At 61.4% G+C, this 14,391-nt stretch carries 10 protein-coding genes; 6 read left to right on the forward strand and 4 right to left on the reverse strand.

Translation table 11 applies throughout. The annotated features are described in order from the left end of the window. The first annotated feature begins 144 nt into the window (after positions 1-144). Positions 145-1,320, forward strand: a complete 1,176-nt coding sequence (locus tag AC2444_RS17005) for an efflux RND transporter periplasmic adaptor subunit (protein WP_012758728.1) — start codon at positions 145-147, stop codon at positions 1,318-1,320. After that, entirely contained in the window at positions 1,317-4,505 is a 3,189-nt protein-coding gene (locus AC2444_RS17010) for an efflux RND transporter permease subunit (RefSeq protein WP_012758729.1), read from the forward strand. The genes AC2444_RS17005 and AC2444_RS17010 overlap by 4 nt, the downstream gene beginning before the upstream one ends. Before the next feature lie 102 nt (positions 4,506-4,607). Here AC2444_RS17010 and AC2444_RS17015 read toward each other — a convergent pair whose 3' ends face one another. After that, the gene (locus tag AC2444_RS17015; protein ID WP_171815696.1) at positions 4,608-5,384 is read right to left on the reverse strand and encodes a metallophosphoesterase family protein; all 777 of its coding nucleotides are present in this window, start codon (positions 5,382-5,384) and stop codon (positions 4,608-4,610) included. Between the two features lie 163 nt (positions 5,385-5,547). On the opposite strand from AC2444_RS17015, the gene AC2444_RS17020 reads away from it, so the two are divergent. Further along, positions 5,548-6,675, forward strand: a complete 1,128-nt coding sequence (locus tag AC2444_RS17020) for an acyl-CoA dehydrogenase (protein ID WP_012758731.1) — start codon at positions 5,548-5,550, stop codon at positions 6,673-6,675. Here AC2444_RS17020 and AC2444_RS17025 read toward each other — a convergent pair whose 3' ends face one another. After that, entirely contained in the window at positions 6,676-7,140 is a 465-nt protein-coding gene (locus AC2444_RS17025) for an RrF2 family transcriptional regulator (RefSeq protein ID WP_012758732.1), read from the reverse strand. Positions 7,141-7,316: 176 nt separating this feature from the next. Next, complete coding sequence (locus AC2444_RS17030; RefSeq protein ID WP_012758733.1) at positions 7,317-8,105, reverse strand: SDR family NAD(P)-dependent oxidoreductase; 789 nt, start codon at positions 8,103-8,105, stop codon at positions 7,317-7,319. A 142-nt stretch (positions 8,106-8,247) separates the two neighbouring features. Here AC2444_RS17030 and AC2444_RS17035 point away from each other — a divergent pair, with 142 nt between their 5' ends. Then, on the forward strand, positions 8,248-9,018 hold the full coding sequence (locus AC2444_RS17035; RefSeq protein WP_012758734.1) for a TIM barrel protein: 771 nt from the start codon (positions 8,248-8,250) through the stop codon (positions 9,016-9,018). Here AC2444_RS17035 and AC2444_RS17040 read toward each other — a convergent pair. Further along, the gene (locus tag AC2444_RS17040) at positions 9,015-10,034 is read right to left on the reverse strand and encodes a LacI family DNA-binding transcriptional regulator (RefSeq protein WP_012758735.1); all 1,020 of its coding nucleotides are present in this window, start codon (positions 10,032-10,034) and stop codon (positions 9,015-9,017) included. The two genes, AC2444_RS17035 and AC2444_RS17040, sit on opposite strands and share 4 nt — an antisense overlap. 180 nt (positions 10,035-10,214) lie before the next feature. On the opposite strand from AC2444_RS17040, the gene AC2444_RS17045 reads away from it, so the two are divergent. Together AC2444_RS17045 and AC2444_RS17050 are read left to right on the forward strand one after the other, a co-directional pair. Further along, positions 10,215-12,140, forward strand: coding sequence for an ABC transporter substrate-binding protein (locus tag AC2444_RS17045; protein ID WP_012758736.1), 1,926 nt, complete (start codon positions 10,215-10,217; stop codon positions 12,138-12,140). 87 nt (positions 12,141-12,227) lie between these two features. Then, positions 12,228-14,336, forward strand: a complete 2,109-nt coding sequence (locus AC2444_RS17050) for a family 10 glycosylhydrolase (RefSeq protein ID WP_012758737.1) — start codon at positions 12,228-12,230, stop codon at positions 14,334-14,336. Positions 14,337-14,391: the final 55 nt, after the last annotated feature.

The raw sequence follows: 14,391 nt of genomic DNA on the forward strand, positions 1-14,391 counted from the left end.
GTGCCGGCCTTCCTTTTCCAAGGGATTGAACGCCGGGGGAATCATGGGGGCAGAGGCCCTCGTTCAAAGCAGCAAGACATGAACAGCATCACTTCATCTTGAGGTTGGCGGCAGTGAATCGGCCGTCGAGATTGGAGGACCGGTATGACTTACGCGCTTCGACAGATGGTGGTGCTTGGCTGTATTGCCGCATTCATGCCTCTCCCCGCACTGGCCCAGAGCGCCCCACCACCCCCGCCCGTCACCGTTGCCAAGCCGGTCGTTCGCGATGTCGTCGACAGCGACGAGTTCATCGGCCGCTTCGAGCCGGTCGACGAGGTCTCGGTTCGCTCGCGCGTCGGTGGTTACCTGCAGGAAATTCATTTCCAGGACGGCGCATTGGTCAAGCAGGGCGACCTGCTCTTCGTCATCGATCAGCGGCCGTTCGTAACCGCGCTCAATCAGGCAAAGGCCACACTCGAATCGGCGCAATCCGCCCTGGTCTTTGCCGACGCGCAATATAAGCGCACGCAATCGCTAACTTCGAGCGGCAGCCAGTCAGCCCAGACGCTGGATGATCGCCGCCGCGAATTCGATTCGGCCGAGGCCAATGTCCGCGGCGCACAGGCCGCAGCCGACCGCGCCTCTCTCGACATGGAATATACCGAGATCAAGGCGCCGCTCAGCGGCCGCATCGACCGCCGGCTGATCTCGGCCGGCAACCTTGTGCAGACCGACCAGACTGTGCTGACGACGATCGTTTCGCTCGATCCGATCGATTTTTATTTCGACGTCGACGAGCGCCGCCTGCTGAATTTCGCCGACACCGCGCGCAAACTGGGCAAGGATCTGCAGCAGGGCGGTGGCGGACTTGATGTGTCCGTCACGATCTCGGATCCCAGTGCCAAACCGTTCAAGGGAAAGCTCGATTTCGCCGAGAACCGGGTCGACAATGAGAGTGGCACCATTCGTCTGCGTGCCCGCTTCCCCAATCCTGATCTCGTCCTTCAGCCCGGCCTGTTCGGTCGAATACAGGTCGAAGCCTCCAACACCTACCAGGCCATTCTCGTCCCCGACGAGGCCATCGGCTCGGACCAGAATGAGCGCGTCGTTTATGTCGTCGCCGAAGACGGCACGGTTTCGACCAAGCCCGTAAGGCCCGGACCGCGCCTCTACGGCTACCGCGTCATACGCGAGGGTCTTGATGGCACCGAGACGATCATCGTCAACGGCCTGATGCGCGCCCGGCCGGGCGCAAAGATCACGCCTCAGATGACCGAACTGCCGCAGGAGCGGCAGGACGCTCCGCCGGAAACTGCCGGCGCGGAGAGCGGACAATGAGATTTGCTCATTTTTTCGTGGACCGGCCGATCTTTGCGGCCGTCATCTCGATCCTTTTTCTCGTTGTCGGCAGCATTGCCTACACGCAATTGCCGGTATCGCAGTATCCGGAGATAGCGCCGCCGACCATCGTCGTGCGCACCTCCTATCCGGGTGCCGACCCGCAGACGATCGCCGATACCGTTTCGACGCCGCTCGAACAACAGATCAACGGCGTCGAAGACATGCTTTATATGTCTTCCTACTCCAGCGCCGACGGCGCCATGTCGCTGACGATCACCTTCAAGCTCGGCACCGATCTCGACAAGGTCCAGGTGCTCGTCCAGAACCGCGTTTCCATCGCCCTTCCCCGTCTTCCCGAGGAAGTCCAGCGGCTTGGCGTGACCACCGACAAAAGCTCACCGGATCTGATGATGGTGGTGCACCTGCTTTCGCCATCGCACCGCTATGACCAGCTTTACGTCTCGAATTACGCCCGCAACCGCATCCGCGACGTTCTCGTGCGCCTTGACGGCGTCGGCGACGTGCAGATTTTTGGCGAACGCCAGTATTCGATGCGAATCTGGCTGGATCCGGAAAAGCTCTCCGCTTACGGGATGACATCCGATGACGTCGTCTCCGCGTTGAGAGATCAGAACGTCCAGGTTTCAGGCGGCAAGATCGGGGCCCCGCCCGTCACCGGCAAGAATGCATTCGAATATACGGTGCGAACGGACGGCCGCTTCTCCGACGTGCGCGAGTTCCGATATGTCATTGTGAAATCGACGACATCGGGCCGCCTCGTGCAGTTGCAGGATGTCGCCCGGATAGAACTCGGCGCACAGGATTACGTCACCAACAGTTATCTCAACAACGATCCCGCAGTGGCTCTCGGCATCTTCGCCCGGCCGGGAACCAACGCACTGGACACGGCCCATCAAGTCCAGACGCTCATGAAGGACATATCCCAGAATTTCCCGCCGGGTCTGGAATATCGTATCGTCTACGACACGACCGAATTCATCTCGGATTCGATTACCGAGGTCTATAGAACCATTGCAGAAGCGGCCATCCTGGTGGCGATCGTCGTTCTTGTCTTCCTGCAATCCTGGCGAACCGCAATCATACCGATCATTGCCATCCCGGTATCGCTGATCGGCACCTTCGCGGTTCTGCTCGCCTTCGGCTTCTCGCTCAACATGCTCACTTTGTTCGGCCTTGTCCTAGCGATCGGGATCGTCGTGGATGACGCGATCGTGGTGGTGGAAAACGTCGAGCGCAATCTGGCGCGCGGCATGACGCCGAAGCAGGCGTCCCATGTCACGATGGACGAAGTCGGAACCGCCGTCGTCGCCATCTCGCTGGTGCTGATCGCCGTGTTCGTCCCGACAGCCTTCATTCCAGGAATCTCTGGCCAGTTCTACAGGCAGTTCGCGGTGACGATCTCCGTCACCACTGCAATTTCCGCATTGAATTCGCTCACACTGTCGCCCGCACTCGCAGGCATATTGCTGAAAGCCCATGACCACGAAACCAAACGCATGAATGTCGCATCCCGTCTGGGGAGAGGGCTTGCGGACGGCTTCAATCATGGATTCGATCGGCTAAGCTCCGGCTATTCATGGACCGTTCGGCATCTGGTCAGCAGTTGGGTGGGCTTGACTGCCGCGATGGTCACGTTCGTCTGCCTGCTCGGAGCGACATGGTATATGGGCACGAAAGTTCCCGCGGGCTTTATTCCGACCATGGACCAGGGTTACGCAATCATCGTCATACAGCTTCCTGATGGAGCCTCGCTCGCGCGTACCGACGCCGTCGTCAAACAGGTGGGCGATATCGCCCGCACCGTGCCCGGCGTCGGCAATGCCGTGCAATTTGCCGGCTTCAGCGGGGCGACGTTCACCAATGCCTCAAATGCCGGCGTCGTCTTCGTTCCATTCAAATCCTTTGCCGAACGTGAAGAAGGCGGCGAGAACGCCAACAAGATCATCGGCGAGCTTTACGGAAAGCTGCAAAGCATCCAGGAAGCCTTCATCATCGCCATTCCACCGCCATCCGTGCGTGGCGTCGGCAATTCCGGCGGCTTCAAGATGCAGATTTCCGATCTCGAAAACGCCGATATGACTCGCGTGCTCGGCCTCGCCCGGCAGATGATGGGTGCGGCGGCAACGACCGAGGGGCTGACCGGCGTCTTTACGACATTTTCGGATGCCAGCCCGCAATACTTCCTGGCGATCGACCGCGACAAGGCGCGTTTCCTGAATGTGCCGATCCCCAATATCTTCAACGCCCTTTCCATCAATCTCGGCGTCGCCTATGTGAACGATTTCAATGCGTTCGGCCGCGTCTATCAGGTTCGCGCCCAGGCCGACCGGCAGTACCGCATGGACAGGGAAGACATCCTCGCCCTGAAGGTCCGGTCGGCGACCGGGGCGCTGGTTCCGCTTGGAACCTTGATGGACATCCAGGATGCCAGCGGCCCGGCGCTTGTCCAGCGCTACAACATGTATGTCTCGGTGCCGCTTCAGGGCAATCCGACGCCTGGAACGTCAACGGGCGATGCCATCGCCAAGATGGAGGCCTTAGCGGCGAAAATCCTGCCGCAGGGGACGACCTTCGAATGGACCGAGCTCGCCTATCAGGAGACCCACACCGGCAACACCGCCATCTACATCTTCGCCCTGTCTGTCGTCTTCGTCTTCCTGGCGCTGGCGGCGCAATATGAAAGCTGGGTTCTGCCGCTCGCGATCATTCTCATCGTCCCGCTTGCGGTGCTCGCGGCGCTGATCGGGGTCTCGCTGAGGGGAATGGACAACAATGTCCTGACGCAGATCGGCCTGATCGTTCTGATCGGCCTTGCGGCCAAGAACGCCATTCTGATCGTCGAGTTCGCCAGGCAGGCGGAGGACGAGGGCAAATCGCCGGTAGAGGCGGCCATCGAGGCCAGCCATCTTCGCCTGCGCCCGATCCTGATGACGGCATTCGCCTTCATTTTCGGTGTTCTGCCGCTCGCCATCGCCACCGGCCCCGGCGCCGAAATGCGCCAGTCGCTCGGCACCGCCGTCTTCTCGGGCATGCTCGGCGTGACGATCTTTGGCCTGTTTCTGACGCCGGTCTTCTACGTCGTGCTGCGCGGCTGGCGCCGCAAGCGGCCGGCCACTGTAGAGCCAGCGAAGACGGAGCCGGTCGAGCAAGGGGTCGTCTGAGACGATCCCACCCGGCTCTGCGCGCCGCGCGTCTTTTCAGACGCGCAAAGGACGCTGCAACACCTTGAATCGACGCATAGGCTTGGGAACCAGTGACAAAAGTCAGGTCGAAAACAGATGCACCTTGCCCTGCCACAAGCGGGCGACGGTGAGTTTGCCGCTGCGATAGGCGCGCGTATCGAGATTGAGCCGCCTCGGCCGTATGTCGGGTTCATCGTTCGGCGTATGACCGTGAACGAAGAGTTTCGGCAACGGCACCCGGCTTTCGAGAAACCGCTGGCGGATGATGACCAGATCCTCGTCCGTCTGCTCACTGAGCCGCAGCTTCGGATTGATGCCGGCATGCACGAAAATCACGCTCGGGGTCTCCAACAGGACAGGCATCGCCCGCATGAAATCGATATGCGTACGCGGCAGCGATTGGCGGATGAAGGCATCGAGCTTCGCGCCGGAGGGAAAGACCAGCGGTAGATGCTCCGGATCGAGGCCATAGGATTTGAGCGACTCCGCCGACCCCATCTGCATCCAATCGTCATAGGAGATCCAGCCATCGATATAGTCGAGCATGGCGACTTCGTGATTGCCGGCAAGGCAGATGCGGTCGAATCCATCAGGCGGAGGCTCCATCAGATGGGTGATGACCTGTGCCGATTCAGGGCCGCGGTCGATATAGTCGCCGAGCGTGACGATCAGCTTTCGCCCGGGCAGCCGCGCGCCATCCCGCAGGATCGCCGCTTCGGCTTTCACAAGCAGATCGTACCGACCGTGAATATCGCCGATCGCATAGGTTGGGATAGCGGCAATATCCAGCGTCAGGCGCGGTCTCGGCTGGCGCGCCATTTTCGAAACCTCGCTGCTGCGAGCACGAGAGTCGCTCATCATATTTCTCGATCAAGGAAGCCCCACGTCACCGTAAGTAGAGTAAAGGACAAGGCAATCAAGCTGGTAAGAAAATCCAAACCATTCTGGTTTTGTAGAAAAACCGGCCTTATCATTTGAGGGGCAATCCCTCACTCCTGTATCTGTCGAAAAAGAGTGGCCAATGGGAACGGTATCGCAGTTTCATCAGAGCCTGAGGCCTCCCGCGCATCGCATCGAAAGCGAAGAGGAGGTGATATCCACGGCCCGCGACCTCGCCGCTGCATTCCGGCATCAGGCGAGCGAGCGTGATATCAACCGCATCCTGCCCTTTGCCGAGCTGGACGCGCTGTCGGTATCGGGGCTGACGGCAATCGCTGTTCCGCCAGACCATGAAGGGCTCGACGTGTCGAACGCCCTGCTCGCCGAAATCGTTGCGATCATCGCCGAGGGCGATGCATCGATCGGCGAGGCGCTGGAAAGTCATTTTTCTGCGCTGGAAACGCTCCGCACTCAGGCTGCCGAGGATTTGAAGGCATCGCTGTTTGCCCGCGCGCTGCTCGGTGACCGCTTCGCGGGCGCCGCCTTCATCGACGGGGCCGAACTGACCGCCGAAGGTCCGGGCTACCGCCTGAGCGGGCGCACGCGGCAGGGACCTGGCATTCTCTTCGCTGACTGGATCGCCGCTGCCGCCACCGCTCCGCCCAGCCGCCCGGTGACGCTCTACCTCGCAGGCGCTGAGGAAGGCGTGCAGGTGGTCGACGATTGGGACGGCTTCGGCCAGCGCACCAATGGCTCGGCGACGGCGATCGTCGGCACGCTTCATGTCAATGCCGATGCGATTGCCCCTGCCCCCTCGTCCGGACATTCGACCGCCATCTCGCTCGGCCTGCTGCTCAAGGCCGGCGTCAGCCTGGGCATCGCGCGGGCCGCATGGAGCGACCTGATGATCGCAATTGGCGATCGCAGCACCAGCGTCCTCCCCGGGATCGGCGAACGCGCCATCCGTATCGAAATGGCGGCGGCAACCTTGGAACGTGCTGGCCGCAAACTCGACATTGCCCAGGTCAATCCTGTGGAGGCCGCGATGGTGGACGCGCATTTTTCCGCCTCCGCGGCCGCGATCCTTGCCGGGGAAACGGCACTCGACACCGCAAACGCGCTATTCGAACTTGCAGGGGAAACATCGGCCGGCATCGGCCTCAATCTCGACCGCCATTGGCGCAACGCCCGCATTCACGCGCTATCGCTGCCGCGGGAAAAGCTGGTGCATACCGCAGGCGAATATATGTCGAAGGTCGGCGGCGCCTAATCAGCTGGCGGCGGAGATCGGGAATTCTTCCCTCGCGCCGTCGATGCTGCCGCCATCGGCGACGAACTGCTCGAGGGTCATATTGTCGAGAATGGCGGCGATCGCGTCCCGAACATCGGTCATCGAGCGCCGCACCTGACAGGTTTCCGGATCGGCACAGTCGTCGCAGGCCTCGTAAGCCGTACGGCTGGCGCAGCGGATCGGCGCTAAGGGTCCGTCGAGCGTGCGGATGACATGGCCGATGCGAATTTCGGTTGCCGGCCGCGACAGCGAATAACCGCCGCCCGGTCCCTTCTTCGAACGCAGGATGCCGACATTGCGCAGTTCCAGCAGGATCGTATCGAGAAACTTCTTCGGGATATTGTTGCGGGCCGCGATGTCATTGATGAAGGCAGTCTCGCCCGGCGCCAGCCGTGCCAGGTCGACCAGCGCCTTCAGCCCGTATTTTCCCTTTTTCGTCAGCATCGTCGTCGCCCTGTAGAAATTGCAGTATTTATCCTGCCAATAGCAGGCAAATAGCGTCAAAAGCGTGAACATACAACAAAATAGCTATTATTTATAGCTTGTATCGGCAACGTCCACAGAAACGCCCGGCAGCCTTGAGAAAGACCGGCCGCCGCGCGCTCTGCCTGCAGCCTCGGTCAGATCGTCTTCAGCATGCCGCCATCGACGAAATAGGTCGAGCCGATGCAATAGCTCGCGCGCTCCGAACTCAGGAAGACGAAGACGTTTGCCAGCTCTTCCGGTGTGCCGAAGCGTTTGGAGGCGGCGTGCTCGTTGGCGACGCTCTGCAGGTAGCCTTCCCAGTTGCCGCCGGTCTCGGCCGTCAATTGTTTGGCGGTCTTGATCCAGTCGGGCGTCAGGATCAGACCGGCATTGACGCAGTTGACGCGGATATTGTCCTTGATGAGCTCGGTCGAGAGCGTCTTCGAAAACATCATCAGCGCCGACTTGCTGACATTGTAGATCGGCTCGTACCAGAGCGGCTGAACGGCGCAGATCGAGGCATTGTGCAGGATCACACCGCCGCCGCGTTGCTTCATCTGCGGCGCGATGCCGCGCGCCAGCCGCACGGCGGCCATCACATGCAAGTCCCAATAGTCCTGCCACTTCTGGTCGGGCGCCTCCATCACCGTCTCGTTCGAGCCGGTGCCGGCATTGTTGATGAGGATATCGGCGCCGCCTTTTTCGGCCGCCGCCGTAATGATCGCCTCGGTTCCCGCAACCGTCGCCACATCGGCCGCGACAGCGGTGGCGCTGACGCCGTACGTCTCGGCGATACGGGCGGCTTCCGCCACGAGCCGCTCACCGCCGCGCGCTGCCAGCACGAGGTCGGCGCCCTCAGCCGCCAGCCCCTCGGCGATTGCCAGCCCGATGCCGACCGACGCACCTGTTATGACGGCAATCTTTCCCTTCAATCCGAGATCCATGTCTTCCTCCGCAAACGGCCGGAGATTCCGGCCTGATTGCCGAGTGTTCCGCCAATGAACCCGGGCGTCAAGCGCCTGAACTCCTCTTGCGGCAGGCTCCAATCTGTCGCATGCCTGCATCAACAGGATGGGAGGAGTTTTCATGCGACGTTATTCAGCCTGCATAGAGTGGCTGTTTGCCGAAGAGGGCGACAGCTTTCCCGATCGCATCCGCCGCGCCCATGCGGCCGGCCTGACGGCGATCGAATTCTGGCGCTGGAGCGACAAGGATCTCGATGCGATCGAGGCGGCGCTGAAGGAAACCGGCCTTGCCGTCTCCAGCCTCGTCGCCGAACCGATGATCGCGCTGACCGACGCCGCCAATCGGCAGGCCTGGCTGAAAGGCCTTGCCGAATCCGTCAGTGTCGCGAAGCGTCTCGGCGCGCCAGTGCTGATTGCCCAGGCGGGCGACGATCTCCCAGGCTTGACCCGCGAAGAACAGCGCAGGGCACTCACCGAAACGCTGAGAGCCGGCGCCGATATCCTCAAAGGCAGCGGTGTCCGCCTCGGCGTCGAGCCGCTCAACATCCGCATCGACCATGTCGGCTATTTCCTCGATTCGACCCGCGAAGGTCTCGACATCATCGATGACGTCGCTCGCCCCGAGATCGGTATCGTCTACGACATCTACCATTCCGCCGTGATGGACGAGCGCACCGAGGAGGTACTGAACGGCCGTCTCGACCGTATCATCCACGTCCATGTCGCCGATCACCCCGGCCGCAACGAACCGGGCTCCGGCGATATCGACCTTGCCCGACGCCTCGGCTGGATCTTTGCCAACGGTTACGACGGCGCCGTCGGTCTGGAATACCGGCCGACCAAGTCCGGCGCGGACGCAGTCAAGGCTGCGATTGCTTCGCTCGGCGGTTAAACCTCGGCGGCATCGACGCTCGCCGCCGCCTTGCAGGGTCCGGCCGAGCGGCGCTCGATAATGCGGGAGGCAATCATGATGCGCCGCGCCGGCATTCCGGGCAGGCGTGGATTCTCGATGCGCTCGAGCAAGAGCCGCAGCCCGACCGCCCCGCATTCCTGCCCCTCCATCCTCACCGTCGTCAGCGCCGGCGAGATCTGCGTTGCGGGCGAGTAGTCGCCGAACCCGACGACCGAAATATCGTCGGGAATGCGGTATCCCTGACCGAGCAACTCGGAAACCACGGTCAGTGCCAGCCCGTCATGGGCGCAGAAAAAAGCCGTCGGCTGGATGCCTTTTTCCACGAGCGCTCGGAAGGCCGCTCTGAAGCCATTCTCTTCGTCGAACTGCATAACATGAAGCGCAACGTCAGGATAACGTTCGGCGACTTCGCGGGCGCCGTAGTGCCGCTCTTGGCGTCCCCGCAGGCCCGGCATGCCATAGACGTAAACAATGGACCGATGGCCGAGCCCGACCAGATATTCCACCACCGCCTGCCCCGCCTCATGGTCGGTGCCGCCGACATGGTCGATCTGTTCGAGTGCATCCACCCAGCCGAAACGCACGATCGGAACGCCGGTGGCACTCGCCGCCGCCACTGCCTCACGGGCATGCGGACCGACGAGCATCAGCCCGTCGCAAGCGCGCGCCAGCTCCTCCAACTGGCTGGAATCATGGGTCCAGCGTACGCGCAGCGTCATGCCAAGCCGATGAGCCTCGCGCTGCACGCCGTTCTGCACCTGCATGTAGAGCTCACTGTTAACGGCATCGAGATCGTGAAAGACAACCGCGACCTCGCCTCCAGCACCCTGCCCGGACGGCCTGGTATAGCCGAGGCGTTGCGCTGTCTCGCGGATCAGCGCGCGCGTTTCCTCGCTGACGCCGCTCTTGCCGGCAAGCGAGCGCGACACTGCATATTTCGACAGGCCGACCTCCCTTGCGATGGTCTGCAATGTAACCCGGCCTCTGCTTCCCACCTGGCACCCCTACATTCGGTTGATGGGACGCTGGCTATATCAACCGCATCCCAAAAGCAAATTTTCGCACTAACGAAAACATAACGCTTTACCTAACAATATCCAAATGTAATCTTTCTCTCATCCCAAGCCCAATAGCAAAATAATGAATAAGGGCACGGTTTTTGGAGGAGATCCCCTATGATCAAGCTGAAACGACGTGCGTTTCTGGCCGGGACGTCGGCCGCCCTGATATTGCCGGCCCTGCCGGTTTTCGCCGCTGACTTCAAGGAAGCGGATATTCTGAAAACGAAGGTGTCGAGCGGCGCCCTGCCGGGTCTGAAGGACCGGCTTCCTGAAAATCCGCTCGTCGTCAAACCAGTCGAAAGCGTCGGCAAATACGGCGGCGACTGGAACATGGCGCTGGTCGGCGGCGGGTCGCTGTCGATGCTGTTCCGCTACCAGGCCTACGAGCCGCTGCTGCGCTATACGCCCGACTGGTCTGGCGTGACGTTGAACGTCGCCGAGTCCTTCGAGGGCGATGCCGACTCCAAGGTCTATACGATCCGCCTGCGCAAGGGCATGAAATGGTCGGACGGCCATCCCTACACCACCGCCGACATCAAGTTCTGGTACGACACCGTTTTCACCGACAAGCGCGTCGCCTTCGTCGGTCAGGATCATTGGAAGTCTGGCGGCAAGCCGGCCAAGCTGGAGATCGTCGACGAACAGACCTTCAAGGTCATCTTCGACAAGCCGAACGGCCTGTTCCCGCTGCAGGTCGCCTGGGCGAACAACGACCAGACGACGCGCACGCCGAAGCATTATCTGGAGCAGTTCCACATCGACCACAATCCGAAGGCCGATGAACTCGCCAAGCAACGCGGCTTTGAAAGCTGGATCGCCTCCTTCCAGGCGGCCGCCGGTTTCCAGGACGACAACGCCTTCTTCCTCAACTCCTCGAAGAAGCCCTGCGTGCATGCCTGGATGTTCACGATAGCGCCCGGCGAAAACACCGAACGCGCCGTTGCCGAGCGCAATCCCTACTATTGGAAAGTCGACACCGAGGGCAACCAGCTGCCCTATATGGACCGTATCGTCTACCAGATGGTCGCCGACCCGCAGGTTCTATTGCTGAAGGCCATGCAGGGCGAAGTCGACCTGATGGACCAGTATATCGCCACACCGAACAACAAGTCGGTTCTCTACGATGCGCGTGAGCAGGGCGGCTATGATTTCTACACACTGACCTCGACCGAAGCCAATGTGATGAATTTCATCTTCAACCTGAACCACAATGACGAGACCAAGCGGAAGCTCTTCCGGAACAAGGATTTCCGTGCGGCACTCTCGACAGCACTCGACCGGCAGTCGCTGATCGATGCCGTGCTCGTTGGTCAGGGGGCGCCCGCCCAGCCGTCGATCAAGAAGGAGGATCCGCTTTACAACGAGCAGCTCGCCACGCAGTTCACGGCCTATGACGTCGACAAGGCGAATGCCATGCTCGACCAGATCGTGTCGAAGCGCGACGACCAGAACTTCCGCCTCGACGAAAAGGGCCGCCGCCTGACGATCATCTTCGAGATCGACCAGGCGCGCGCCGTCTTCCTCGATCTCTTCCAGCTGGTGATCCCGATGTTCCAGGCGGTCGGCATCGATGCACAGATGCGCTCGATGGACCGTTCGCTCTGGGAAACCCGCGTCCGTCAGGGCCGTGATTTCGATGCGACTGCCCACCAGTTCGGCGCAAACGGCGGCGTCGCCGCCATGCTCGACCCGCGCTATTACGTGCCGACCGATGCCAACGCCATGTATGCCCCCGCTTGGCAGCTCTGGTATCGCGACCGCGCCAATGCCAATGCTGAGGAACCGCCGGAAAGCACGAAGAACCAGCTTGCGCTCTACGACAAGCTGAAGGCGACCTCCGACGCATCAGGCCAGCGCGAGGTCATGAAGCAGATCCTGCAAGGCGCCGCCGACAATTTCTATGTCTTCGGCATCTCGCTGCCGCCGGACGGATACGGCGTCGTCAAGAACAACATGAAAAACGTCACGAAGATCATGCCGAACTCTTTCGGCTGGCCGACGCCCGCTCCGACCATGCCGGAGCAGTTCTACAAGGCCTGATGGCCTTCAACTTCATGAGCCATACCAGGCGCCCGACGAGCCGGTCGGCGCCGGGGGCCTTCTTTTGCCAATGATTGGATGAAGACGATGCTCGACGCCAGAAAACAGAACACCCACACGCTGAGGACGCCGGACTGGTTCAAGACCGCGACCCGCTGGACCCAGCTGACCTTCGTGGAAGACGACCCGGAGAAATACGACCCGGCATTCTGGATCGATGTCTTCAAACGCACGAAATCGAACGCGGTCTGCCTCAGCGCAGGCGGCTATATCGCCTATTATCCGAGCGAAGTGCCCTACCACTATGTGAGCAAATATCTCGGCGACAAGGATATCTTCGGCGCGCTCGTCGACGCCGCCCGCAAGCTCGACATGCATGTCATGGCCCGCGTCGACCCGCATGCGATCCATGATGATGCCGCCAAAGCCCATCCGGAATGGGTGATGATCAATGCCGACGGCACGCCACGCCGCCACTGGGCCTATCCCGATGTCTGGGTGACCAATGCCTATGGCGACTACAACAGCGTCTTCATGCCTGAGGTGGTCAAGGAGATCGTCCGCAAATACGATATCGATGCGGTCTTCGCCAATCGCTGGCAGGGCCACGGCGTCGATTATAGCGAAGACAGCGCCCGCCGCTTCAAGGATATGTCCGGCCACGCCCTGCCTGTAAAACCCGATGCCGAGGATCCGGCCTGGCAGGCTTGGGTGCAATGGCGCCGCCGCGTGCTCACCGACATGATCGCGCAATGGGACGATGCCGTCAAAGCGATCCGCCCGCATGCGAGCTTCATTCCGAACATGGGCGGCGCGTCGCTGATGGAATTCGACCTCTCGGTCATCGCCAGGCACTGCCCCTTCCTCGTCGTCGACCATCAGGGCCGCAAGGGCCTGGAGCTCGGCTGGTCGGCTGGCCGTAACGGCAAGCGCATCCGCGCCACCTTCCCCGACCGCCCGGTTGTGCTGATCACCTCGATCGGCCCGGAGGAGGAATATCGCTGGAAGGATGCCGTCACCTCGGGTGAGGAGATGCAGCTTTGGATCAACGACGGCACTGCCCACGGCCTCTACGCCTGGTTCACCAAATTCAACGGTGTCGTGCCCGACAAACGCTGGGTCGAGCCGGTGGCCGACGCATTCGGCCTGCAGGCAGCCGTCGAGCCCGTTCTGGAAAGCATGAAGCCGACCGCCGAAATCGCTGTCGTCGATCCCTCGACGACGCTGCGCCATTGGGCGCCGGAAGAGCGGCATTCCGCCGAGAAGCACGATCTCGGTCTCTATCACGCCCTCGTCGAAGCCCGACTGCCCTTCGAGCTGCTCTCGGACCAGGTGCTGACCGAGGAAACCCTCGACCGCTTCAAGCTGATCATTCTCGCCAACGCCTCCTGCCTTTCGGATGCGCAGAACGCGGCGATCCGCGCATATGTCGATCGCGGCGGCAGCGTGATTGCCTCTTACGAGACGTCGCTGCGTGACGAATTTGGCAAGAAGCGTGACGAATTCGGTCTGGCCGACGTGCTCGGCGCCAGATACGTTTCCGGCCCGCGCGGCATCGTCAAAAACACCTATGTCGCCCTTTCCGGCAATCACCCGATCAATCGGGGTTTCGACGGCGCCGAACGCATCATGGGCGGCACCCGCCTGATCCACGCCGAACCGTCGGCCGATGCGAAGACGCCCTTCCTCTATATCCCCGATTTTCCCGACCTGCCGATGGAAGAGGTCTATCCGCGCGAGGCCCCGAAAGGCGCTGCCGTCATCGCTCGTGAGACCGGCAAGGGTGGCCGCACGGTCTATATTCCCTGGAATATCGGCGAGATCTTCTGGGAGGTCTTTGCCGTCGATCATGCGCGGCTCATCGCCAACACCGTCCATTGGGCGCTCGGCAAGACGCCGCGCGTCACCGTCAAAGGCAAGGGCGTCGTCGATCTGGCGCTGCGCGAAAACGGTGAGGGTCTGGCGCTCAGCCTCTTCAATCTCACCAATCCGATGATGATGAAAGGCCCGATCCGCGACAATTACCCTCTGGCAGCGCAGACCGTTTCGGTGGAGATTCCGGAGGGCCGATCGGTGGCGAAGGCGTGGCTCGTTGTTGCCGACCGCGCCGCAAGCTTCAGCCTCGGGAATGGCCGCGCCGAGGTGGAGGTGCCAGGTATCGATCGGCTTGAGGTCCTGCATCTCACCTGGAAATGAGATGACATGCGACGGAGGAGCGCTTTCGGCCTGGAGGGCCGAAGGCGGGTGAAGA

It is taken from the genome of Rhizobium sp. WSM1328 (assembly GCF_057653715.1).

Bases quoted from the DNA above. Each gene is read 5' to 3' on its own strand.
- AC2444_RS17005 (WP_012758728.1), top strand. From the start codon at position 145: ATGACTTACGCGCTTCGACAGATGGTGGTGCTTGGCTGTATTGCCGCA.
- AC2444_RS17020 (WP_012758731.1), top strand. From the start codon at position 5,548: ATGGGAACGGTATCGCAGTTTCATCAGAGCCTGAGGCCTCCCGCGCAT.
- AC2444_RS17035 (WP_012758734.1), top strand. From the start codon at position 8,248: ATGCGACGTTATTCAGCCTGCATAGAGTGGCTGTTTGCCGAAGAGGGC.
- AC2444_RS17045 (WP_012758736.1), top strand. From the start codon at position 10,215: ATGATCAAGCTGAAACGACGTGCGTTTCTGGCCGGGACGTCGGCCGCC.
- AC2444_RS17015 (WP_171815696.1), bottom strand. From the start codon at position 5,384: ATGAGCGACTCTCGTGCTCGCAGCAGCGAGGTTTCGAAAATGGCGCGC.
- AC2444_RS17030 (WP_012758733.1), bottom strand. From the start codon at position 8,105: ATGGATCTCGGATTGAAGGGAAAGATTGCCGTCATAACAGGTGCGTCG.
- AC2444_RS17050 (WP_012758737.1), top strand. From the start codon at position 12,228: ATGCTCGACGCCAGAAAACAGAACACCCACACGCTGAGGACGCCGGAC.
- AC2444_RS17010 (WP_012758729.1), top strand. From the start codon at position 1,317: ATGAGATTTGCTCATTTTTTCGTGGACCGGCCGATCTTTGCGGCCGTC.
- AC2444_RS17025 (WP_012758732.1), bottom strand. From the start codon at position 7,140: ATGCTGACGAAAAAGGGAAAATACGGGCTGAAGGCGCTGGTCGACCTG.